Annotated in this window: 24 protein-coding genes; 7 read left to right on the top strand and 17 right to left on the bottom strand. The window is 65.8% G+C overall.

Going from position 1 to position 21,393, the window contains the following annotated elements; translation table 11 throughout:
• Positions 1 to 144 precede the first annotated feature (144 nt).
• Complete coding sequence (locus LG299_RS06660) at positions 145 to 1,332, bottom strand: acetyl-CoA C-acetyltransferase (protein WP_404434256.1); 1,188 nt, start codon at positions 1,330 to 1,332, stop codon at positions 145 to 147.
• A gap of 490 nt (positions 1,333 to 1,822) precedes the next feature.
• Here LG299_RS06660 and LG299_RS06655 point away from each other — a divergent pair, with 490 nt between their 5' ends.
• From LG299_RS06655 to LG299_RS06635, 5 genes are all read left to right on the top strand, one after another.
• The gene (locus LG299_RS06655; protein ID WP_404434255.1) at positions 1,823 to 2,494 is read left to right on the top strand and encodes a potassium channel family protein; all 672 of its coding nucleotides are present in this window, start codon (positions 1,823 to 1,825) and stop codon (positions 2,492 to 2,494) included.
• 270 nt (positions 2,495 to 2,764) lie between these two features.
• A complete protein-coding gene (locus tag LG299_RS06650) occupies positions 2,765 to 3,517 on the top strand; it encodes a 3-oxoacid CoA-transferase subunit A (RefSeq protein ID WP_404434253.1) in 753 nt (250 codons plus the stop codon).
• On the top strand, positions 3,514 to 4,209 hold the full coding sequence (locus LG299_RS06645; protein ID WP_404434252.1) for a 3-oxoacid CoA-transferase subunit B: 696 nt from the start codon (positions 3,514 to 3,516) through the stop codon (positions 4,207 to 4,209). The genes LG299_RS06650 and LG299_RS06645 overlap by 4 nt, the downstream gene beginning before the upstream one ends.
• 1 nt (position 4,210) lies before the next feature.
• Positions 4,211 to 5,380 carry a thiolase family protein gene (locus LG299_RS06640; RefSeq protein WP_404434250.1) on the top strand — a complete coding sequence of 390 codons (1,170 nt, stop codon included), beginning with the start codon at positions 4,211 to 4,213 and terminating at the stop codon, positions 5,378 to 5,380.
• 163 nt (positions 5,381 to 5,543) lie between these two features.
• A complete protein-coding gene (locus LG299_RS06635; protein WP_404434249.1) occupies positions 5,544 to 6,326 on the top strand; it encodes an IclR family transcriptional regulator C-terminal domain-containing protein in 783 nt (260 codons plus the stop codon).
• Positions 6,327 to 6,388: 62 nt separating this feature from the next.
• Here LG299_RS06635 and LG299_RS06630 read toward each other — a convergent pair whose 3' ends face one another.
• From LG299_RS06630 to LG299_RS06555, 16 genes are all read right to left on the bottom strand, one after another.
• Entirely contained in the window at positions 6,389 to 6,892 is a 504-nt protein-coding gene (locus LG299_RS06630; protein WP_404434247.1) for a hypothetical protein, read from the bottom strand.
• Between the two features lie 8 nt (positions 6,893 to 6,900).
• Positions 6,901 to 7,335, bottom strand: a complete 435-nt coding sequence (locus tag LG299_RS06625; RefSeq protein ID WP_404434246.1) for a single-stranded DNA-binding protein — start codon at positions 7,333 to 7,335, stop codon at positions 6,901 to 6,903.
• A gap of 81 nt (positions 7,336 to 7,416) precedes the next feature.
• On the bottom strand, positions 7,417 to 9,216 hold the full coding sequence (locus LG299_RS06620) for a type IV secretory system conjugative DNA transfer family protein (protein ID WP_404434244.1): 1,800 nt from the start codon (positions 9,214 to 9,216) through the stop codon (positions 7,417 to 7,419).
• Positions 9,213 to 10,706, bottom strand: coding sequence for an ATP-binding protein (locus tag LG299_RS06615; RefSeq protein ID WP_404434243.1), 1,494 nt, complete (start codon positions 10,704 to 10,706; stop codon positions 9,213 to 9,215). The genes LG299_RS06620 and LG299_RS06615 overlap by 4 nt, the downstream gene beginning before the upstream one ends.
• A complete protein-coding gene (locus LG299_RS06610; RefSeq protein ID WP_404434242.1) occupies positions 10,703 to 11,143 on the bottom strand; it encodes a hypothetical protein in 441 nt (146 codons plus the stop codon). Before LG299_RS06610 ends, LG299_RS06615 begins: the two co-directional genes overlap by 4 nt.
• 41 nt (positions 11,144 to 11,184) lie before the next feature.
• The gene (locus LG299_RS06605; RefSeq protein WP_404434241.1) at positions 11,185 to 12,648 is read right to left on the bottom strand and encodes an SCO6880 family protein; all 1,464 of its coding nucleotides are present in this window, start codon (positions 12,646 to 12,648) and stop codon (positions 11,185 to 11,187) included.
• Positions 12,645 to 13,982 carry a conjugal transfer protein TrbL gene (locus LG299_RS06600; protein WP_404434240.1) on the bottom strand — a complete coding sequence of 446 codons (1,338 nt, stop codon included), beginning with the start codon at positions 13,980 to 13,982 and terminating at the stop codon, positions 12,645 to 12,647. Before LG299_RS06600 ends, LG299_RS06605 begins: the two co-directional genes overlap by 4 nt.
• A 22-nt stretch (positions 13,983 to 14,004) precedes the next feature.
• Positions 14,005 to 14,307, bottom strand: a complete 303-nt coding sequence (locus tag LG299_RS06595) for a DUF6112 family protein (RefSeq protein ID WP_404434239.1) — start codon at positions 14,305 to 14,307, stop codon at positions 14,005 to 14,007.
• 54 nt (positions 14,308 to 14,361) lie between these two features.
• Complete coding sequence (locus tag LG299_RS06590; RefSeq protein WP_404434237.1) at positions 14,362 to 14,634, bottom strand: DUF6112 family protein; 273 nt, start codon at positions 14,632 to 14,634, stop codon at positions 14,362 to 14,364.
• Positions 14,631 to 15,269: a M23 family metallopeptidase gene (locus LG299_RS06585; RefSeq protein ID WP_404434236.1), complete on the bottom strand. Its 639-nt coding sequence runs from the start codon at positions 15,267 to 15,269 to the stop codon at positions 14,631 to 14,633. Before LG299_RS06585 ends, LG299_RS06590 begins: the two co-directional genes overlap by 4 nt.
• Before the next feature lie 16 nt (positions 15,270 to 15,285).
• The gene (locus tag LG299_RS06580; protein WP_404434235.1) at positions 15,286 to 15,906 is read right to left on the bottom strand and encodes a hypothetical protein; all 621 of its coding nucleotides are present in this window, start codon (positions 15,904 to 15,906) and stop codon (positions 15,286 to 15,288) included.
• Positions 15,907 to 16,023: 117 nt separating this feature from the next.
• A complete protein-coding gene (locus tag LG299_RS06575) occupies positions 16,024 to 17,019 on the bottom strand; it encodes a ParB N-terminal domain-containing protein (protein ID WP_404434234.1) in 996 nt (331 codons plus the stop codon).
• Positions 17,016 to 17,840: a hypothetical protein gene (locus LG299_RS06570; RefSeq protein ID WP_404434233.1), complete on the bottom strand. Its 825-nt coding sequence runs from the start codon at positions 17,838 to 17,840 to the stop codon at positions 17,016 to 17,018. The genes LG299_RS06575 and LG299_RS06570 overlap by 4 nt, the downstream gene beginning before the upstream one ends.
• 5 nt (positions 17,841 to 17,845) lie before the next feature.
• On the bottom strand, positions 17,846 to 18,223 hold the full coding sequence (locus tag LG299_RS06565; protein ID WP_404434231.1) for a hypothetical protein: 378 nt from the start codon (positions 18,221 to 18,223) through the stop codon (positions 17,846 to 17,848).
• Positions 18,216 to 18,815, bottom strand: coding sequence for a DUF2637 domain-containing protein (locus LG299_RS06560; protein WP_404434825.1), 600 nt, complete (start codon positions 18,813 to 18,815; stop codon positions 18,216 to 18,218). The genes LG299_RS06565 and LG299_RS06560 overlap by 8 nt, the downstream gene beginning before the upstream one ends.
• Positions 18,816 to 18,871: 56 nt before the next feature.
• Complete coding sequence (locus LG299_RS06555; protein ID WP_404434230.1) at positions 18,872 to 19,759, bottom strand: bifunctional DNA primase/polymerase; 888 nt, start codon at positions 19,757 to 19,759, stop codon at positions 18,872 to 18,874.
• A gap of 328 nt (positions 19,760 to 20,087) precedes the next feature.
• Here LG299_RS06555 and LG299_RS06550 point away from each other — a divergent pair, with 328 nt between their 5' ends.
• Together LG299_RS06550 and LG299_RS06545 are read left to right on the top strand one after the other, a co-directional pair.
• A complete protein-coding gene (locus LG299_RS06550; RefSeq protein ID WP_404434228.1) occupies positions 20,088 to 20,795 on the top strand; it encodes a helix-turn-helix domain-containing protein in 708 nt (235 codons plus the stop codon).
• Between the two features lie 16 nt (positions 20,796 to 20,811).
• Positions 20,812 to 21,282: an NUDIX hydrolase gene (locus LG299_RS06545; RefSeq protein WP_404434227.1), complete on the top strand. Its 471-nt coding sequence runs from the start codon at positions 20,812 to 20,814 to the stop codon at positions 21,280 to 21,282.
• Positions 21,283 to 21,393: the final 111 nt, after the last annotated feature.

Below are 21,393 nucleotides of genomic sequence, written 5' to 3'. Positions count from 1 at the left end.
GAGTCCGAGCTCGGCACTGCATTCGATACGACCAGGTCTAACCGACGGTCATTGCGCCGAGCTGACTCCAGGTCAGTCGGGCGTACTGGCGGAACAGACCTCAGGATTTGAACCCGCTCTTCGCGCCGCGAAAGCACCGGCCGATCAGGATGCCGTCAGAATTAGTGCCTCGCCCTGCGCGCCACCTCCGCATAGGGCGACGCCAGCGGTGCCGATGCCCCGGCGGTGCAGTTCATGAGCGGCGTGCACGACGAGGCGGTTGCCGGAGGCGCCGAGCGGGTGGCCGACCGCGATGCCTCCACCGTGGATGTTGACTACGTCGTCGAGGAGCCCGAGGCGGCGTTGGGACTGCACGACCACGGCACCGAACGCCTCGTTGATCTCCACCAGGTCGAGGTCTGCAGGATTGATGCCCTGTTTCTGACACGCCACTGCCAGCGCGTTGGCGGGCTGCTCGTGGAGCGTGTTGTCGGTGCCCGCAACCTGGCCAGACTCGCCGACGACGGCCAGAACAGTCCAGCGCTCCCTTTTTGCCCTGGTTCGCGTCGTCAACACGACCGCCGAAGCGCCGTCGGAAAGAGGGGAGGAGTTGCCGGCTGTCACGCTGCCGCCCTCGGTGAAAGCGGGACGCAGGCCGGCGAGGCTTTCAGGCGTCGAGTCATGTCGCACACCCTCGTCCGTGTCAACGATCCGCGATTCCCCGCCACGCGCGACGACCGAGAGCGGCACGATCTCGTCCGCAAACACACCTCCTCGCTGGGCGGCGGCGGCGCGCGAATGGGATCGGTGCGCCGCCGCGTCCTGCTGCTCGCGAGTGACATCGAAGCGTGGGTTGGCCTCGTCGGTGGTGGCTCCCATGCTCGTGCCGTCATACGCGTCCCGCAAGCCGTCGTGAGCCAGGTGGTCGAGCACCTCAAAGTTTCCGTACTTCCACCCCACGCGCGAGCCGGGCAGCAAATGCGGCGCGTGGGTCATTGACTCCATGCCTGCCGCCACCACCACTTGCGCGTCGCCCACCAGGATCATCCGACGCGCGTCGATCACGGCCGTGAGACCGGACAGGCACACCTTGTTCACCGATGTGGCGTGAACGGTTCGGTCGAGACCTGCCGCCAACGCGGTCTGTTTGGCGGGATTCTGGCCAGCTCCTGCTTGCAGCACGTGGCCGATGATCACGGCGTCTACGTTTGCGGGGTCGACACCACCTCGTTCGAGTGCCCCACGTATCGCCGCTGCGCCGAGATCGGTCGCGGAAAACGAGGCCAGCTGCCCGTTCAGGCGGCCTTGGGCAGTACGCGCTGCCGCAACTATGACGACATCGTCGGTGGTCATCCGGCAATCCAATCTGGTCAACATTCCGAATAACGGACTATTTCCGTACTGGAAACGCTACCATTTGTGCAGGAGGGGGTGAAGTCACCGATCTGTGCCATGGATAGACGGTCCCCGGCCAGGCGAATGCGCTAGCAGCCGGATGCCGACTGTTCAGTCGGCATCGAAACCATATGGACCGACCACGAGCAAGCCGACTACCCTTGGCGATGCTGGCCACATGGCCGGGTGATCGAGGGTGACCTTCAGCATGAATGCTCCCACGCGGTGTAGCGCGGTTGCTCTTCACGCGCGTCTAGGTGTGGGAGTTGTGTCGCTCTGGGCAGGTAGCGACCTCGTTGAACAGGGCCGGTTTCTCGGCGGCTCCCACCTTCACCTATGTGGAGCAGCCCTGTGAACGAATCCTCCAACCACGCGTTTGACGCGCGCACAGTGGTGGTCGCGACATCCGGTTCGCAGCTTCACTCGCTGCCCGCGGAGAGGCCGATCGTTGGGTGATCGAATCAGAAGCGATGCCCCCGTTCTCGTGATCGGACTGGGCCGTTTCGGCGCGGCCTGCTCGGGCGAACTCGACCGGCTGGAGCGCGAAGTGCTCGCCATCGACGAGAGCCTCGAGCTCGTCCAGAAGTGGTCCGAGCGCGTGACCCACACCGTGCAGGCTGATGCCCGAAACATTGACTCGCTCAAGCAGGTGGGTGCCCAGGACTTTCAGGTCGCGGTGGTCGCGGTGGGCTCGTCGATCGAGGCATCCGTCCTGATCACCGCAAACTTGGTCGACCTGAAGGTCCCCCAGATCTGGGCGAAGGCGGTCTCCCAGTCGCACGGCAAGATCCTCTCCCGGGTGGGCGCGAACCACGTCGTCTATCCCGAGCGGGAGGCAGGCGAGCGCGTGGCGCACCTCGTAACCGGGCGGATGCTGGACTTCATACGGTTCGACGACGACTTCGCGATCGCCAAGATGTACCCGCCGAAGTTCATCCGCGGCGTGGGCTTGAACGAATCGGGCGTGCGGTCCAAGCACAATGTGACTGTCCTGGGCGTGAAGAGTCCCGGCAAGCCGTTCCGCTACGCGGAGGCAACCACCGTGGTCACGAACCATGACCTGATCATCGTGTCGGGCACGAACGGCGACATCGAGCGTTTTGCCGCCCTCGACCGCTGAGAACACCTGACAACTAGCGGGCAGCCAAGAATGCTCGTGGTCCGGCTCAACGCCTGGCGCCTCTATATGAATGACGAGTCCTGACGCCGCCGATCATGAGGCTGTCGTGGCGCCACCCATCTGGCGAATGGCCTAATTACGCAGATATCTGTGGTGCGCATGCAGGTGCTACGTCGATACTTGGTCGCGATCTGTGCTCATTTCCGAACCGTGCGTCTGCTAATCTGTGCGTAAAGCGAATTGTTGTTCGTACAGCGCACAAGGAGTCAAGTGATCGACAAGACTGTTCCGGATGCCGCGTCCGCCGTGGCCGGTATCGCTGACGGGTCGACTGTCATGATGGGCGGCTTCGGCTGCGCAGGTCAGCCGGTTGAACTCATCGCCGCGCTCATCGCGCAGGGCGCTGGCGACCTCACGATCGTGGCGAACAACGCCGGCAACGGCGACACCGGGCTCGCCGCGCTCTTGGCGAAGAAGCGCGTGCGCAAGATCATCTGCTCGTTCCCGCGTCAGCACGACTCGTGGGTCTTCGACGGCTTGTACCGCGCGGGCGAGATCGAACTCGAGATCGTCCCGCAGGGCAACCTCGCCGAACGCATCCGCGCCGCTGGCGCCGGGATCGGGGCGTTCTTCTCACCGACGGGGGTCGGCACCGAGCTTGCCGCGGGCAAAGAAAATCGCACGATCGACGGGCGCGACTACGTGCTCGAGTATCCGATTCACGCCGATGTCGCGCTGATCAGTGCGCTTAAGGGTGACCGTTGGGGCAACCTGATCTACCGCGAGACGGCGCGAAACTTCGGCCCGATCATGGCCTCGGCCGCGACTGTCACTGTCGCGCAGGTCGACGAGATCGTCCCTCTGGGCGATCTGAACCCCGAGAACGTCGTCACCCCGGGCATCTTCGTAAACCGGGTGGTCGCCGTCGGTGCGCGGGCATGGCTCAATGACGGGGTGTTTGTGGGAGGCGTTGACCTCGAGGGCAGACAGCTCCCGACCACCAGGGAAGAAGCATCCGCATGAGTACCTGCATCACCCGCGACGAACTCGCCCAGCGCATCGCCGCCGACATCACCGAGGGGTCGTACGTCAACCTCGGTATCGGCGCCCCCACCTTGGTAGCGAACTTTCTGCCGAGGGGCCAAGAGATCATCCTGCACACCGAGAACGGCCTGCTGGGGATGGGGGAGGCGCCGGATGCCGCGCACGTCGATCCTGACCTGATCAACGCCGGCAAGCAGGCCGTGACCGCGCTGCCGGGGGCGGCCTACTTCCACCACGCGGACTCGTTCGCGATGATGCGCGGAGGCCACCTCGACGTCTGCGTCCTCGGCGCGTTCCAGGTCTCGCAGACCGGCGACCTCGCGAACTGGTCGACCGGAGCACCCGGCGCGATTCCCGCCGTCGGCGGAGCGATGGACCTCGCCATCGGCGCGAAGGCCGTCTACGTGATGACCGACCTGCTGACCAAGCAGGGTGAGTCCAAGCTCGTCGAGTCGTGCACCTATCCGCTCACCGGCGTAGGGTGTGTGACCCGCGTCTACACCGACCACGCGGTGTTCGACGTGACCCCGACAGGCTTCGCGGTGCGCGAAGCGTTTGGCGACAACACGGTCGAGTCGCTCGCAGAACTCACCGGCCTGCAACTGAGCCCGGTCGTTGAGCGAGTCGCGGGCGAGTCTAAATGCAGAGTCGAAACGCAAGAGGAGAACTGACATGCCTGCATCCTTCATCTACGACGCCGTCCGGACCCCGTTCGGCCGAGCCGGCGGAGCCCTCTCGAGCGTCCGCCCCGATGACCTCGCCGCCGTTGTGATGCGCTCGATCGTCGAGCGCACCGGCATCGACCCCGTCCGCATCGAGGACGTGATCTTCGGCGACGCCAACCAAGCAGGCGAAGACAACCGCAACGTCGCGCGGTTCGGTGCGCTGCTCGCGGGCTTTCCCACGACGGTCACCGGGGTGACGGTCAACCGCCTTTGCGCGTCGTCGGTTGAAGCGGTCATCCAGGGGTCGCGCGCTATCGAGGCAGGTGACGCCGACGTGATCCTCGCCGGGGGCGTCGAGTCCATGAGCCGCGCCCCGTATGTCGTAGAGAAGGCGGCGAAGCCGTTTCAGGCGGTTGGCAACCAGACAATGTGGAACACGGCGATCGGTTGGCGGATGACCAACACTGCTCTGCGCAAGGAATGGACGATCAGCAACGGCGCATCAGCCGAGAAACTCGCGCAGATTTACGGCATCTCGCGCGATGCGCAGGATGCGTTTGCTCTGCGAAGTCACGAACTGGCGGCGCGGGCGTGGGCTGCCGGTTCCTACGACAATGAGATGGTGCAGATCGCCGGCCACGAGCTTGCCCGAGATGAAGGCATCCGTGGCGAGACAACGCTAGACAAGCTCGGCGTTCTGAAGGCGCTTTTTGCCGCAGACGGCACCGTCACAGCCGGCAATTCATCATCGATCAACGACGGCGCATCGGCGCTGCTGCTGGGTGGTGAGGGCGTAGTGGATGCTGAGCCCCTCGCCCGCATCGCCGGTCGCGCAGCCTTCGGCAACGACCCCGACGTGTTCGGTGTCGCGCCGGTCGAAGCCGCGAACCGCGCGCTCGCCCGCGCAGGCAAGACCTGGGCCGACGTCGATGTCGTTGAACTGAACGAAGCGTTCGCGTCGCAGAGCCTCGCCTGCCTTCAGCTCTGGCCCGACCTTGACCCCGAAAAAGTCAACATTCACGGGGGTGCGATCGCGATCGGTCACCCACTGGGAGCGTCCGGTGGGCGGATCATCGGCCACGCCGCGCACGAACTCGCCCGCCGGGGCGGGGGAATCGCCGTCGCCGCGATCTGCATAGGTGTCGGTCAGGGGCTCGCGGTCGTCCTGGAGCGGTAGGCGCCAGCGACGTTTGCCGGCGGCGGCCGAGCCGTCGTCGCCCAACTCAGGCTGGATGTGAGTAGGCGACCCGAAAAGGCGGTGTATTGAGCGGGTGAGCGCCAATGAGCCTGAGTACGGCATCGATCACTTGTTGCCAGGAGTGAATGGATAGGGTGAGCCCGTGAGCGTGACGGGATCTGAGGCGGCATCCGGGGACTTCGTGCAGTCGCTTGCGCGGGGGCTGTCGGTCATTCGCGCGTTCGATGCTGAGCATCCAGAACTGACCCTCAGTGATGTCGCCCGACGCGCCGACATCACGCGCGCGACAGCCCGCCGTTCTCTCCTCACTCTCGAGTCGCTCGGGTATGTGGCTTCGGACGCCCGCGCCTTTCGGCTGACCCCTCGGGTGCTCGAACTCGGCTTCAGCTACTTGTCGTCATTGTCGCTCCCCGAGATCGTGCAACCCCACCTCGAAATCCTCTCGCGCGAGGTGGACGAGAGTGTCTCGGCCGCCGTGCTTGACGGCACCGACATCGTGTACATCGCCCGCGTTCCGACCCGACGCATCATGAGCGTCCGCATCACGATCGGCACGCGCTTCCCTGCCTATGCGACGAGTATGGGCAGGGTGTTGTTGGCGGGAATGACGGATGCTACCGCCGACGCGGTGGTAGCAGCATCCGATCTCCGGCCACTCACCGAACGCACACTCGTCGATCCGGGGGAACTCAGAGAAGAGATCCGTCGGGTGCGCGAGCAGGGATGGTCGCTCGTGGATGGCGAACTCGAGCCCGGGCTCCGCTCTATCGCCTCGCCGCTGCACAGCCGTGATGGTCGGGTCATCGCGGCGCTGAACGTATCGACCAGCGCAACGCGCGACTCTGTCGAGCATCTGCTTCAGGCGTATCTGCCGCCGCTGCTCCGCTCGGCCGCGGCGATCGATGTGGAGTTGCGACTCCATTAGGTGCAGTGACCCGCAAGACCCGCGTACACCCCGATCTGCTTGGCAAACACGCTTCTACACGGCTATCCGCGGTCGCGCCTTTCGGCAAGATCAGCAACAAGGAACGCCACGAAATCTTTGTCTCGGTCCTGGATAATCCGCTCGCCAATCGCGATCGGAACCGCCTCCCCCGGCCATGCCGTCTGCCGTGTCGGTCGATCTCGATCGAGCCGTGTACCGGAGGTCGCGACCCAGTCGTGGAGCCGTTCGCGGGCGTCGACGAAGTCGCGGTGCCATCCGAGTGGGGCGGATGCATGCTGGTCGGGGTCGTATGCGCTGAGCCAGTGCAAGTGGAGGGCGGAGAGTTCCCAGACGAGTTCGGGATGCCGGTGCCAGAACGGTGGGATGACGGAGGCCGGCAGGCCGTAGGTGCGGCGGAGCCAGTTGACCCAGCGGTTGAGTGAGAGCCATTCGGCTTCGGCTTCGTCCGCGGTGAGGAGGTTCCAATTGATGGGACGCGGCGGCTCGCCGTCGAATGCGTCTCCGAACGGCGGGTCTGGCTCGTCGGGCGGGGGTGAGTGATCCATACGATGGCTCAGATTCCGTGGGCAGGTGTGCTCGCGCGGGAAGGAGCTTGACTGACGGGCTCACGGTCCGGCGAGGCCGCAGCGCGGCGAGACCGGTCGACGTCGTAGTTGGTGCGGGCGAGGTCGTGGCCGAGCTTCTTGGCGACGAACTCCTCGCCGTGGATGGTCTTGCCGTCGCGTTCGATCGGGAAGGTGCGGAGGTAGCCTTCGGCGACGAAGCTGTCTCCCTTGGCGAACCGCTCGAATGCGCGCTCAGCAGTGGTGCGGTAGGCGACCATGTCGTGGAAGGTCGGTGCGAGTTCGGTGAAGGTTCCGTCCTCGTTGCGTTGGAAGTGGGGCTGTCCGATGCGCACGTAGAAGCGGGTATCGCCCTTGTCCGTGACAGAACGCTGCGGGTCAGATGCGATGAATCCGGAGATGGATTCCTGAGTGTGAAGTGCCATGGGACTTTCCTCCTCGATCACGCGGGCCGAGTCGGCTCGCTCTGCAAGGGAGGTGCGCCAGCACTAACGCGTGTGCCGATGTCAGTCCGCATCCTTCGAAGGCGGCAATTCTGTCGGCACCCGCAACTCCGCCTCGACCGCGGCCCGGTCTGCCTGAACGATCTTGCGGTCGGCTCGTGCAGTCCACGGGCGAAGGCGCGCAATGATCGGCGGCGCAGAACGGAGCAGAATCAGTCCGGTGCCGAACGGGAGCGTACGGATAATCTCGGGGGGCATGATCGCGACACGGCGCACGGAACGCTGGGAGGAGCGCGATCCGCGGTCGCCGACGGTGGTGGAGTCGGTGGCTTCGTCGCGATCGCCGATGAGAGTGGAGAGGTCTTGGAGGTCGCGGGAGTTGGATGCGCCGCCCAGGATGATCTTGACGATGGAGGCGTCCCAGATCGCTCCGGCCGCGTTGTCGCTCCACTTGCTGCGTGCCTGGGCAAGCGACTGAAGAACGGGCATCGTGGTGAACCCGGTGCCTCCGCCTTCGGCCATGAGTGTGGGTAGGGAGGGGAGCGGGGCGAGGTTGCCGATCTCGTCGAGCGCCAACAACAGTGGCGGGTCGAGCCGTGCGCTCGGGTTTCGTGCGGCGATGCGGCGCCCGGTCTCGACGAGGTCTTCAACGAACGCGGCGACGAGCGCGGCGGAGTTGCCTGCACCTGCGCCGGTCGCGAGGAGATACAGAGTGCCGTTGCTACGCAGGAACTGTGTCGGGTCGAAGTGCTCGCCATCGCGCGGTGACACGGCATCAAGTACACGCGGGTCTGCGAGGGCGGATAGCGAGAGGGAGACGCCCTGCCAGATGGAATCTCGCGTGCGCGGATCGGCGTCGAGCGTGGCCTGCAACGAGTCGGCCCAGCCGGTGGCCGCAGCAGAATGAGTGGTGAGGATGGCGACCGCGTCGGCCGCAGCAGCGGGGTCAAGTGTCCATCGGAACAGTTCGGCGGGGGAGCGGTGGTCGAGTGCGGCAGCGTGGAGTAGAGCCTGCAGGGCGGTTCGGGTCTTTGCTTCCCAGAACCCGCCGCCCTCAACACCGCCGGCAGACAGTCCCGTCCCTGAGGCGAGTCCAGAAGCTCGAACCATCGCGGTGAGAGGGTCCTCGCAGCCGCGGATCGGTGACCAGCGAAGACCGGCCGGCACTCCTTCTGCGAGGTGCTGAGGGTCGAACACCGCGACCGGACCGACCCGCGATCTTGCCCGGATCGTCGCGGTGAGGTTGTCGGGGCGAGTCGAGGTGGTGATCACGGGGCCGGGGGCGTCGAGGATGGCGTTGATGACAATGTGCACGCCTTTGCCCGAGCGGGGTGGTCCGATGAGCAAGATCGAGTCCTCGACACTCGCCCAGATGTCGTCACCGCGCGAGACTCCGATCCGGTAGCCGATATCCGTCGGCTTCGGCTTTGTGAGCGAGGGCCGAAGATGTCGAGCGCGACGCATCAGCGCGGCCCGCGAGGCGGAGTGGGCGACCTCGGACCGGGTCGCAATGCCCACGATGCGGTGCGGGTCCGTTCGCGCGGCACGCCCAGCGCCCCGCAGCATCCGCCACCCGACGACGACCAAAGCCGCCGCTGCGGCAAGTATCACCGCCGCGGTGATCCAGTAGGCAACAACATTCAGAGTCGGCGCGCCCAAGGCGCCAGCCGGATCACCAGGATCGAGCAGAACGGAAAGCCCGCTCTCCACTCCGCCGGTCGGTTGCGGGATGCTGCTGGCCCACGCGGCTACGGATCCCGCCGCGCGCAGCAAGAGAGCAAGGGCCGCACCACCAACCAAGATCCCGATTCCAACGTTGGCGAGCTCGTCGCCCGGCATCCCTTTCTGGTTCGGCACGGTCATCGGGAGGTGCTCGTCATGCGGGCGGTGGTGTCGAATGCGCTGAGTTCGACGGGATGCAGTTGATGTTGCACGACGAAACTGCGATCTTTCACCCGCCACAGCCCCTGGCCCGTTCCCAGCGCTGGCAGCAGGCTCTGCTCGGTGCCGGTCAGACCCAGAGCGGTTGCGGTCGATCCCAGCTGGTCGGCCTCCTGGCGGTAGATGATCCGAGTCTCGGCGTTGGCCAGGAGTGACGCGGCGAGGGCGCGCATCGCGGATCCGGAGTCTCCGACGTTGTCGAGGTCGCTGAGCTTATGGAAGATCAGCATGTTCGCAATGCCGAAGTGGCGGGCAAGCCTCCATTGCGCGTCCATGCGGCGCAGCAGTGCGGGGTAGGCCATGAGTCGCCACGCTTCGTCGTAGATCACCCACCGTTGGCCGCCGTCCGGGTCGGCGAGTGCCGATTCCATCCAGGCCGAAGAGCAGCTCATCAGCACCGAGATTAGGGTCGAGTTCTCGGCCACGCGGGAGAGGTCGAGCGACATCATCGGTAGCGAGGGGTCGAAGCGCACGGTTGATGGCCCGTCGAAGAGTCCGGCGAGATCGCCGGCAACGAGTCGGCGCAGAGCGTGCCCGACGATCCGGCCGTCTTCGGTCAGCCTTCCGTCCCGGTCATCCGCCGTCGAAGGTGCGAGGACGCGCGCGACAACCATCGGCAGGGTCGGTATGTCTGTCGTGCGGACCGTATCGATGAGTGCGAGGTCGATGGCGGTGTGCTCGAGCGGGCTGAGTGATCGTTCGAGCACCGTCTCGGCAAGCGCGCCGATGAGGTCGCGCCGTCGGGACGTGACCTGTGCTTCCCATTCGGCGTCGGATGTGGAGAGGGGTCGGTGGCCTTCGTCGAGGGGGTTGAGGCGATTGCGCAGCCCGTGGCCGAGGATGATCGCGCGCCCGCCGACGGCCTCGGCGATCGCTGTGTGCTCGCCCTTGGGATCGCCGGGCACGTACACGCGGCGCCCGAATGGCAGTGAGCGCGTGTAGAGGGACTTCGCGAGCGAGGACTTCCCTGAGCCGACGATCCCCGCCAGCACGATATTCGGCGCGGTGATCAGCCCGCGTTGGTACAGCACCCACGGGTCATAGACGAACGACCCGCCCGAGTACATATCCTGTCCCACGAACACCCCTGCAGAACCAAGACCAGCCTCGGCAAGGAACGGGTAGTGCCCGGCCAGAGTGGCTGACGTGTCCTGATGCTTCGGCAGCTTCAGTCGGCCCGGTGTTCGAAGAGCAGCCGGCCCAGGTTCTCCCGCTCGCGGAAGGTGACGGCCCACGCCCTCGGCTGCGTGCTCTGCGGCGAGCCGCTCTTTCTTCTCCGCGGCTCTCGCGCTTCGTACCTGCGCCACGGCTTCTGTCGCGGCCCGTTTGCGAGATTGCCGATCACGCCGCGGTTCTCCTTTCGGCGTATGAAGGGATGCAGTGTGCAACCGCCCTTCCGGCCCATCGCTCACCGCGCGAACTTTCGGTACTGAGCGCGCAGAGCACTGGCTGGTACCCGCAGCCAACGATCGCGATCGATGTCTTCCACTCGGTTGCGCGACCGGCCTCCCGCGGTGCCGAGATTGGCTGGTTCCTCTGCCTCGGGCGGCGTCAAGTAGCTGCGAAGAAGCGAAACGTGGCCGTGGGCCGAGCTGTAGGTAAGGGTGTATCCCGACTCGTCGTCCATGATGACTCGGTCGGTTGTTCCGACTGGTACAGCGTCGTAGACGTATCCGTTGACGAGCGCAGCATCCGTCGTCTCGTCGCCAAAATCCCAGCGCTCCAGATGTGCCATCGCCGTGAGCGGACCGTCGCGGTCAATCATCCCGAGAACGTCATCCGCCTCTTCGCTCTCGAGGAATACGACGCTGATCCAACGGCTCTCAACGCGTGGGGCTTCAACGCTCATTCTGAACTCCTATCGGGATTCCTACTAGTGAGGTGCGCGCGTCACACGTCTCGGCACAGCGGGAGCGCCGCAGCTGTGAACGCCTGGGCTTGCTGGCCGACGAGCCGGCGAACCTCGCACGAAGCCTGAAGCGCGGACTGCTCGATCGTCGCGATCGCTGCATCGAGCTCGTCGGGTGACGCGGCGCTCACGCTGATCAAGCCGGTTGCGCGCAATGCGCCGTGTCCGGAAGTGAGATCCCGCTCTTGCTGAAGAACGTCACCGTACTCGTCGGTGGCTCCGGCATCCTCAATCTGTCCGATCCGACTGCGCTGGTGCGCGTCGCTCAGAAGCTCCGTCTTCTTCCGCCGGATGTCGCGAGCGGCCTGATCATTGCGCACAGGGATGTAGTGCAGCGAGATCGTTCGCAGGATCCCGGTGGAAAGGACGAGAGGTGACAGGAAGCCCGGGAACACCTGCGACCGCGGCCAGTCACTGATCCACAGCACGGCGTGAAAAGCGGAGTCCGTGCGGATCTTCTCCCACGTCTCGCTCACTGCAACTGGGCCTGCGGCCGTGAGCGAACGGCCGGTGATGGTCTGGCGTTCGAGGTCGGCGGTGACCGCGGGATCGTATGCCGTGCGCAGGATCAGTGCGAGTTCGTCGGCGCTGAGCCATCCGGTGACCGTCAGGTCGGCTGCGCGGAGCGAAGCGGTGAGAGCAGTCATCTCCTGTCGCAAGATGGTCGCCGCGCCACGCATGCCTCGCCCCGATGCGCGGATCGGTCGAGCCGCCGCCTTGAGATCGAGCGAGATGCTGATCGTCGTCGAGTGCCGCTCGCTCGCCGGTCCAGCCCGCTCGATGAGGTCCCGATAGACCAGAGCCGCCCAACTGCCGTCGTCGACACCCTTTACCGCCCACCACTCGGAGAGTCCAATTCCCGAGTCGGGCAGCGTCCGCTCCGACACCTGGACCCGAGCGATCCGCCCGGATCTGCAGGTCCCCGCCAGCGCACGCCCCCACCCCGACACGCGGCGTTGCTGCTCAGCAGGGTCGAGGAGCACGAAGGCGGGGTGAGAGACGGCGATGACCGCGGTCAGCGTCTGAGCGTAGGCGTCGTGCACCATCACTGCGCCTGATTCTGGGTCGTGCCATTCCCGAAGCGATGCAGAGTCGCCAGGGAGGGCCACAGTTCCGACGGGACGCGGACGCAGGATGCGGCGCCGAAACTGTAGCTGCCCCGTCGACGCGCGCCACACCCATCGGGTGACGATCGGCAACCACTCCACGGCTTTGCGACCGCCTACCGGGATCATCGCGATCGCAGCAGCCGTTGCCCACAGCGGGCTCGTCCACGCAACGCCGGTGGCGCCGGACGTATACAAACTCACCACCATCGTGAAGAGGCCGATTGACAGTGCGATGAGTTGGGGGAGCGATAGTCCGAGCAGGATGCCTCGGCGAGTCAATCTCGAGAACTGCACCGGTGCCAGCTGGAACTGGCTCGAGTCAGGGGTTGGATTCATCGCGAGCCCTCAGCTCCACTCCGGTCACGAAGTGTCGTCGGTGCAGCCGGCGCCGTACTCGTTCGTATGTGAGGCGGGAGAGGCGTCGAAGCGGATGGCGTGCTCGACTGCTGGGCCTGCGAATTGGCCGCGTCACCGATCATCGACCCGGCGCGCGGCCCCGCGGATGCAGCATCCTTCGCCACGATCGCGCCGCCAGCCACCGCCGCGCCCACGGGTCCTGCCGCACCCGCCGCGGATGCGGCACCAGGTCCACTCGCGCCGCTTGCCGCACCTACCGCACTAGTGCCAGCTGAACCGCCCGCAGCTGCGCTCGTGGACGGCGGTGCCGGAGCCGCGCCGGTGGCCCCTCCGTCACGCCCCGCTGACCCGAGCACCTTCTTCGCGCCACCTGCCATCGGAGCGGTCGGGACCGGCACCGGACGGTTGAGCGCGGACTTGGCCTCCTGCTCGCTCGACATCGCGTGATACATGTCGAAGCCGACGAAGCTGAGGAACTTGTACGTGATGTACGGAGCGAATGCCGCGATGAACATCAGCACGATGCCGGCGATCGGATCACTCACCGACGCGAGATCCGCATCGATCGGTGACGCGACCTGTGCGACCGCGACGAGGAAGATCACCACCAACACAAGCTTCGAGAGGATGAGCGCGACGACGAACGCCGCCCACTTGCCGAACCAGCCCTTGGTGGCATCCCACGCGAAACCTGCGAGAGCGATCGGTCCGAACACGATCGCGACGAGAAGGAGTGCCTTGCGGATGAGCAGTGAGAACCACACGATCGCCGCGGCACAGATCGCGAGCCCCGCGAGGAAGATCGTGACGATCGCCCCGACACCCGGAGCTGCAACGTTGATTGTCGCAAGACCGGCAACGAGGAGAGCGATGCGGTCGCCGATTCCTTCCATGGTGTTTCCGGTCGCCTGGACAATGCCGACCGCCAGCTGATCGGTGATCTCCAGGAGCAGTCCGGTGAGCGTGATGATCAGGAATGATCCGAGTACAGCTTTCGCCATCCCGAGCAACGCCCGCGATAGTGCGGTCGGGTCTCGGCGAGCGAGTCCCGTGATCAACTGCAGGCAGAAGAGCAGTAACGTGACGAACACCGCGACGCCGAACAGCACGTTGTAGACATCGAGGTATCCGGGTTCGGTGATGTCGAGCATCGTCGTCGTATCGAAGACGCTCCACACCGACTCGAACATCCACGCCGCCGCTGCGCCCATCGCCTGGGCGAGCCAATCGAAGGGGGCCGCGACGAGCGATGCGGTGCCCTCGCCCACGGCTTCGCACACTGCCGCGATGACGGGCACGTCACAGACACTCATTCGGACTCCTCCTCTGGGCCGGTCAGACGGTCTGGCCGACGGCCCAGAAGAAGTTAATGAGGGTGACAGCCGCACCGCAGATGATCGCCGCTCCGCACGCGACGAGAACACCGACCTTTCCGCGTGACGCGAGATGCGGGTTGGAGGAGTTCGCGCCGAAGCCCCAGACGATCGCCGCGACGATGAGCGCGAGCACGCTGAGGATGAGGCCGACGGTCATCACCGCACCGACGATGACGCGCAACTGCTCGATTCCCGGAAGGCCGGTCCCGTTTGGTGTGATGTCGATCACGATGCTGCTCCCTGGATGTGTGTAGACGAACATCAGGGAGGAGCGCAGGGCGTCCCGCGGCGCCGGCGAGGGCGCCGTGGGGAGTGCCTAGATCGAGGAGCCGAGGTCGAGGAGGAAGTTGAGCCAGGCGACGCCGACTCCGGCGACTGCCGCGGTGCCGATGCTCACCCAGACCCCGATTCGAGCCCTGCTGGCGGACTGGTACTGGCCGTTCGATGAGGCGAGCGACCACGCGACGGCGCAGACGATCAGCATGAGCACCGCCGCGATCAAAGTGACCATCAGCAGGGCGCCGATCAGTTCACGGAGTTCGCCAGCACCGCCGACGGCGCCGAAATTGGGGAAGACCGCGCTGTTCATGGTGCCTCCACCGATTCACATGAGGTTGTGGCAGGTGCAGGATCCGTGACCCCTGCAGCCCCACTTCGCGAGAGCCATTCGAGCGCGTTCACGGTCGGCTGATCTACGCCGCCCGGGTGGATCTGCAGGTGCAGATGGGGGCCGGTAGATCGGCCCGCGGAGCCGACGTCTGCGATGTGTTGCCCGGCGGTCACCGTGGCGCCGCGGGTCACGTGAATCCGGTTCTCGTAGATGTGCGCGTAGGACGACGCGACGCGTTCACCGTCCACGGTGTGTTCGAGAATGACGAGCCCGCCGAATCCACCGCTGAGGCCCGCGAAGGCAACGACGCCGTCCGCGATTGCGAGGATCGGTGTGCCGTTCGCCGCCGCGAGATCGCTGCCCTCGTGGAAAGTTCGCACACCCGTGAACGGGTCTGTTCGCCAGCCATAGCTCGACGTGTCGGTGTACGTACCGTCCGAAAGCGGAAACACCAGGCCCGATGTCTCGGGCACGATGATCGCCTCATCGCCGACGGATGGCGGTGCGGTCGCGCACGTGCGGGAGGCTGTCGTCATCAACACCGCGACCGATACCAGTCCGGTCGCGGGCAAGACCGCCATCAGGACGACCAGGATTCCGATAACCCGCTTCATGTTGACCTCGGTCGCTTTACCGCAGCGGGTTGTCGAGCTGGGAGAGCCGAAGAAGCCGGCACGGCTCCGCGCGTTCACAGGCGATGAAGACGGTGAACGCCACGGATCGACTCGTCGCCACTGGCTCGGCACCCCACGTTCCTTCGCGGTGCCGCGTGCCTTCGACCGTGAACGCCGTTGCGCCTGGAGGAAGCTGGCCGGGCTGTGCTTGGGTGACCGCGGTGGACCATGCATCGGGGACGGAAACCGAGTCGATCACAAGCCACTGCCGCGTCCCGTAGCTTCGCAACTGCTGCCAGATGCCCGGCGTCGGGAGATACGAGCGGACATCGCTCGCCGCAGCGAGCGCCTCGTCGGCATCGGCTACGTCGACGATGACCTGCGCCCACTCGCTGAGGTCCGCCGTCGCGCGTGTGTCCCACGTGAAGAGAGCATCAGCGATCTGTCGCGCGAACACCTCGGGATCGCGCGCGGGGTAGATCGCACGCGGGCCGACGCCGACCTCAGCAGAACGCGGGGGAGAGGCATCCGTCGTCGATGTCGTTGCGGGCGGATGCTGCGGCTCCGACGGCCCGCGCAATAGTCCGTAGACACCCCACCCGACGAGTAGCAGAAGCGCGACACCACCAGCGATCACTGCAACAAGGAAAAGACGCCGACCGTGAGGGCGATGTGTACGCATGAAGGCTCCGCTCCGACACCATCGGAAGGGGTGCCCGACTGAGAGGTGCGCGAACGCGACCGCACGGTGCAGCTATCCCGCGGCGAGGTTCGGCGCGAGGTCGCGATTGGCCCGCGCTTCGCGCAGTTCGGTGGCGAACGCAATGGTTCCCGAGACGGTGTCCTCAAACTGACGCCATTGCTCGTCAGTGAGGCTTGCCGCGATCTCGTCGCAGTCGAACTTCTGCCACCAGTCGCGTAGGTCGTCCCACATGAACACGAACGCGCGGACGGGAAGCTTGGTTTCGCCGCCGGTCGACTGCTGTTGGCGGACCTCGCCACCGACGGTCGGGCGCTTCGAGCCAACTCGGTCGCGCTTGAGTGCGAGCTCGGCGAGCGCTTCGAGATCCGCCCGGCGAGCGGACGTAGGCGGCGCTGCGAGTCGAGCCTTTACTCGCTGGTATCCGGGAGCGACGGGTGCGCCACTATCGATGCTCGCAAGCTCCGCCTCGGCATCCGCCCGCACCGCCGCGTCGACGGCCAGGTCTGCCGCGACGCGCTGAAGTTCGCCGATCCGCTCGAGCGTTGTGTAGGAACGACGCCCGGTGACGAACTCCGCTGCTTGCGCGCGAGCGTCGCCTTTCGGTGCTGACGGTTGCGCCACCGTGGCGGCACCGGCACTTTCGGTGCCCAGTTGCTTCGCGGTAAACCGCGACGCCTCCTGCCGACGGGCGGCGTCCTCGGCGAGCAGACCCTTGAGCTCTCGGTAGAGCGAGGCCGACTCGGTCGGAGTGAGCGCCTTGTGCAGGGCATCGTCATCCTGCTGCGCAAGCACTTGAGCGAGACGATCGGTCACCCCAGCTCGCACCCAGACGTTGACCGTACGAACGCCGAGCTGCCGCAGCGCGGCGAGCCGTCGTGCGCCGCAGACCAGCACGCCCTCGGGTGTCACCGTGAGTGGCTGCAGCAACCCGTTCTTCTCGATGGATGCCGCGAGAGCGCCGACATCACCCAGATCGACTCGATGCCTGCTGCCGACTCGAATGGAGTCGATGGAGCGTTCGAGCTCGATGTGTCCACGGATGCTCATGTCTCAGACCTCGGCACGTGCCCGGCAATCTCTGCCACGATCTGCTCGTCCGAGAGGAGCGCGCGGAGCGGCTCGCCAACGAGAAGGCGGAGAAGGATGCCTCGGCCGAACGTCGTGTGCGCAAAAGCGGGGTCGGGGTGACCGAGGAGCACTCGAAGCATCGCAGTCCACGCGCGTTGAGGGACATCGAGCAATGCGCGAGCGTTGTAGTCGCGGCGGAGAGCCTCGAACGCCGACGAGCGCGAGGGCGAGTCAGCCAGTCGCGTGCACACGTACTCGATCGCCGTGCGGGCGCGCTCGGCAGGCCACCCCAGCAGGGTGAAGAGCGCGACGGCATCCTCGACAGCCGATCCGACGTTTTCCGCCTGCGGCGATGGGTCCACGTCGACAGGTTCTGTCCTGAATGCGGGGTGGTACTCGAGTAGCGGGTTCTCTCGATCGCTGAAGCGTTCGGCATCGTGAAAGGCCGAGTAGTGAGCGCGCCGTGCTTGGTGCACCGAACAGAGCAGTCCGCGTGCGCGTTCCTCCGCGATGCAGGTGACCTGGACGGCGCGGGTCACCATCGCCCACGGATCGTCGGCGCGACGGATCGATGGCGAACGCATCGCGTCGAACGCGGCAGCCGCGGCTTCCCACGGGTCAAGCCCGTGCTTGCGCGCGAGTGCTGCGTAGCGGTCGGCCGCGTGGCGCATCAGTGCAGCGGCCTCGGCGTCCGCGCGCCAGCCGGCGCCACCGTTCTGTTGCAGCCGGATGAGAAGGGCTCGCAGACCCTCAGGGCTCTTGAACGAGTGGTCGGTACTCGCATGAGTTGATCGAGGCATGGCACTCACCCCCGGCCCATCGCGTCGCGCCCCACGGAGTGAATGCGTCGAGTGCTGCCGAACGATGCCAGCGGCGCCAGATGGTGGGCGCGTTCGCTGATTGCGCGTCGGGTAACGGCCGGTTGGCGACGGATGCTTCGGACAAAGGCCGCTTCGAGGTTGAGCCCCCTGCCAGCGACCTTGCCGCCTCCCATGGCGACCGCATCCGAAATGCGCATCCAGGTGACGCCACGCACCTCGGCGAGGCGATCGTGTCGCGCTGCGCGAGTGCCCGCTGCGGGCCGGAGCATCCGGGGACGCTCGGCCTCCTTGACCTCGATCTCGACCGCGTCGGTCACCCTAGGGGTGTACTCGATTTCGGCATCCTGGCGTTTCTCATTCATCTGCCTGCCCTCCTGGTGAAAGCTGCTGTTGTGGGTGAGGTGCGCCGAGCGGAACGCTCAACCAGCGCCCGACCGTTGATGGGTGGACCCCGAGCTCGCGCGCGATCGCGGCATTCGACCAGCCGGACGCCTGGAGCGCGGCCGCTTCGGCGCGGCCGGTGACGCGCTCGTCAGTGGAGGGCGCGGGAGCGGAGGAATGACTCTCGTGGGCTACCGGCTGGCTGGTAGCCGTGCCATTGCGAGCGGCGTGGCGGGCGAGTATCGACGTCAGATGCGTGATCGCCAGGAGCACAAGCGGCGGGACTGCCGCCACCGAAGCCGCGAGAGCCGCTGGCACATCCGCATCGGCTGCGAGGATCGCATGGATGGCATTCGCGGTCACGGAGACAGCTGCCCCGACTATCAGCAGGAGCCATGGGTACCAGACGGCCCGTGAGCTTGCGAGGACGACGACTGCGACGGTCGCGACGACAATGATCCCGTCGACGATCAGCGGCCAGGCCCATGCCTGGCTTGCACCGATGCCGGAACGGTGTGCGAGGTCTTCGAGTGAGGTGAAGGAGAGCCAGAAGGCCCCGCCGGCGATGAACATCGTCCCGGCGACTGCGGTGGTGGTGGCGACCCGGATGCCGTCGAAACGGGACGCGCTCACGATAGGCACGGTCCCGATCCCGGACGGCGATCTCGGGCCGCCGGGTTCGCGAAGGCTGTGAACTTTGGTCCGTACGGCTCGGCGCTGCTGTTGCGCCATGCGGAGCGGATCGTCCCGAGGATTTCGGGGGTCTCCAGTCCGGCATGCTGGGCCGCCGGGACGAGTGTTGCCATCGCATCCCGAGGCGATGTGCCCGTCTCGAAGAGACGGCATGCTGCCCAGAACAGGCCGCGGTTGCGCTCACCTTCCTGGAGCCGGGAGACCCACCTCGCGAGCGCCGCGGTACTCGTGCGGCCCGTCGAGCGCGTGTGACTCATCGGGACCGGTCGTGGATCCACGAACGCGCGGAGTGCGACGGCATCGAGTCGTTCGGCTCGCTTGCCCAGTGATGTTACTCGGTAGGCGATCGGCCCTCGCTCGGTGTTGAGGACAGACGGTGGAACAACCACGTATCCGCCGTCTCCGCGGAAGTCGATATGCGCGCCTGCTGCCTGCCAGCAGCGCTGCGCGACGTCAGTCCAGTAGTAAACGTGCATTCCATCGGAAGGCGTCTGAATGCGCGCAATCTCGCCGTCAGCGAGATGGGCGCTTAGCGCTTGTTGAAAGACAGCGAAGCCTGACTCGTCGCCTCTGACATCGACGTCCACGACATCGAAACCCGACTTCGGGCCGGTCGGCATGCCGATATTGGCGTCGGGCCACCGCTTCCACCACCTGTAGACCAGGTAGTCGCGCGTCGTCGCGTCGCGAAATCCGGACGGCGTCAGCGGGCGCTTTCCGCCCGGGATACACGGGAAGACCGGGATGTCAGCGCGCGCGAGAGTAATGGCCGCCTCGCGTCGCGACATCCCACCGGCCATCTGGAGCAGTTCACCGATGATCATGCCGGCCTCCCTGTTTCGCTGATGCGCGGATGCTGATCGTCAGTCACCTGGCCACCTCCCTGGGCGTGCGAGCCCGATCTGCGGCGGGCGTCGTTGATGGGGAGGTGCGCTGCCGAGTTCCTCCGAACTTGTTCGCCGTGCTCGCGGTGCGGAAAGGTCATGCGAGAGATCGCACACGGCCAGAGCAGTCGGAGAAAGACCAGAGTTAAGTCAGACTGGGTCAAAGACTGCTGACGAGATCTGGCGCGAGGATGCGATGGGTACGGGACAACGACCGCACGGTACGGGGACCGGACGCCGCCTTGCAGAGCAAATGCAGCAGAAGCGAGTGAACCCCCGAGACCTCGCCACGCGGGCGGGATGCGACGAACGCACCATCGTCCGGGCGCTCAACGGCGAGACCACTCCGCAGCTGCGAGTAGCGGAAGCAATCGCCACCGTTCTCGAGTGCGACGCCGAAGACTTGTGGCCCCGAGTGGGCAGTGGATCCGCGATCTATGCGTCTGCGCGAATGGTGCGCATGTTCCCTTCTCGCGCACAGGTGCCCATCGAACTGTGGCGCGAGCTCCTCTCCGGCGCGAGCGATCGCATCGACATCTGCATGTACGGCGGCACGTTTCTGTTCGACAACGTGCACGGATTCCTGCGTATCGTGCGCGAAGCGGCCGATCGCGGAACACAGGTGCGCATCACCGTCGGTGACCCAGGCTCCGGCTCGGTTCACCAGCGCGGCATCGAGGAGCGCATTGGTGACGCCCTCGCCGGTAGATGCCGGATGACGCTCTCGCGACTTGAGCCTCTCGATGGTGTCGACGGGATCGAGATTCGCACGCATTCGACGCCGCTCTACGTGACGATGTTCTTCATCGACGACACCCTCTACGCGAACCACCACATCTTGGGCTCGCCAGCGGGCGACAATCCCGTCTTCGAGATTCCCCGCGACACCGACGACGAACTCTGGCAGAACTACACGGAGTCCTTTGAACGAATCTGGGCGAGTTCGCGATCCGTGATCTACCCCCTCGGCTACTGACGGAAGGCGACAGCGAATGGCTCGCATCGACTACTACAACGACCCCGACGCACCGCCGGCGAACAGTGTCGTCCCGTCGACCACGTGCGTCGTCGTCGACGATCAGGGACGCATCGCACTCGTCCACCGCAAGGACAACGGACTGTGGGCACTTCCGGGCGGAGGCATGGAGCTCGGCGAGTCGATGGAAGAGTGCGCCGTGCGGGAGGTCAAGGAAGAGACCGGGTTGGATGTCGAGATCACGGGTCTCGTCGGGGTCTACACGAACCCGCGGCATGTCATGAAGTACGACGATGGCGAGGTGCGACAGCAGTTCTCGCTTTGCTACACGAGCCGGCTCGTCGGCGGCGAGCTCGCGTACGACGAGGAGTCAACAGACATCGCATGGATCGAGCCTGAACGGGTACCCGACCTGCGGATGCACCCGTCAATGAAATTGAGGATCGATCACTTCCTTGAGGATCGCGCTACGCCCTATCTGGGCTGAGCTGCGGAGAGGCGCTCTTCAACTCGAGTCACGGCAGCGTGTGGATCGGGTGCCGGCGTCGACACCGCGGACCGAATCGGAGCGATCGTGGTGGCGCCCAAGGCCGCTTCG

Source organism: Microbacterium lacus, assembly GCF_044794305.1.
GTDB classification, from domain to species: domain Bacteria; phylum Actinomycetota; class Actinomycetes; order Actinomycetales; family Microbacteriaceae; genus Microbacterium; species Microbacterium lacus_B.
The sequence above is the reverse complement of the archived record's forward strand: the minus strand, read 5'-3'. Positions and strand labels throughout refer to the sequence as shown.

Bases quoted from the DNA above. Each gene is read 5' to 3' on its own strand.
- LG299_RS06660 (WP_404434256.1), bottom strand. From the start codon at position 1,332: ATGACCACCGACGATGTCGTCATAGTTGCGGCAGCGCGTACTGCCCAA.
- LG299_RS06645 (WP_404434252.1), top strand. From the start codon at position 3,514: ATGAGTACCTGCATCACCCGCGACGAACTCGCCCAGCGCATCGCCGCC.
- LG299_RS06640 (WP_404434250.1), top strand. From the start codon at position 4,211: ATGCCTGCATCCTTCATCTACGACGCCGTCCGGACCCCGTTCGGCCGA.
- LG299_RS06630 (WP_404434247.1), bottom strand. From the start codon at position 6,892: ATGGATCACTCACCCCCGCCCGACGAGCCAGACCCGCCGTTCGGAGAC.
- LG299_RS06625 (WP_404434246.1), bottom strand. From the start codon at position 7,335: ATGGCACTTCACACTCAGGAATCCATCTCCGGATTCATCGCATCTGAC.
- LG299_RS06620 (WP_404434244.1), bottom strand. From the start codon at position 9,216: ATGACCGTGCCGAACCAGAAAGGGATGCCGGGCGACGAGCTCGCCAAC.
- LG299_RS06610 (WP_404434242.1), bottom strand. From the start codon at position 11,143: ATGAGCGTTGAAGCCCCACGCGTTGAGAGCCGTTGGATCAGCGTCGTA.
- LG299_RS06605 (WP_404434241.1), bottom strand. From the start codon at position 12,648: ATGAATCCAACCCCTGACTCGAGCCAGTTCCAGCTGGCACCGGTGCAG.
- LG299_RS06600 (WP_404434240.1), bottom strand. From the start codon at position 13,982: ATGAGTGTCTGTGACGTGCCCGTCATCGCGGCAGTGTGCGAAGCCGTG.
- LG299_RS06595 (WP_404434239.1), bottom strand. From the start codon at position 14,307: ATGTTCGTCTACACACATCCAGGGAGCAGCATCGTGATCGACATCACA.
- LG299_RS06590 (WP_404434237.1), bottom strand. From the start codon at position 14,634: ATGAACAGCGCGGTCTTCCCCAATTTCGGCGCCGTCGGCGGTGCTGGC.
- LG299_RS06585 (WP_404434236.1), bottom strand. From the start codon at position 15,269: ATGAAGCGGGTTATCGGAATCCTGGTCGTCCTGATGGCGGTCTTGCCC.
- LG299_RS06575 (WP_404434234.1), bottom strand. From the start codon at position 17,019: ATGAGCATCCGTGGACACATCGAGCTCGAACGCTCCATCGACTCCATT.
- LG299_RS06570 (WP_404434233.1), bottom strand. From the start codon at position 17,840: ATGCCTCGATCAACTCATGCGAGTACCGACCACTCGTTCAAGAGCCCT.
- LG299_RS06565 (WP_404434231.1), bottom strand. From the start codon at position 18,223: ATGAATGAGAAACGCCAGGATGCCGAAATCGAGTACACCCCTAGGGTG.
- LG299_RS06560 (WP_404434825.1), bottom strand. From the start codon at position 18,815: ATGTTCATCGCCGGCGGGGCCTTCTGGCTCTCCTTCACCTCACTCGAA.
- LG299_RS06555 (WP_404434230.1), bottom strand. From the start codon at position 19,759: ATGATCATCGGTGAACTGCTCCAGATGGCCGGTGGGATGTCGCGACGC.
- LG299_RS06545 (WP_404434227.1), top strand. From the start codon at position 20,812: ATGGCTCGCATCGACTACTACAACGACCCCGACGCACCGCCGGCGAAC.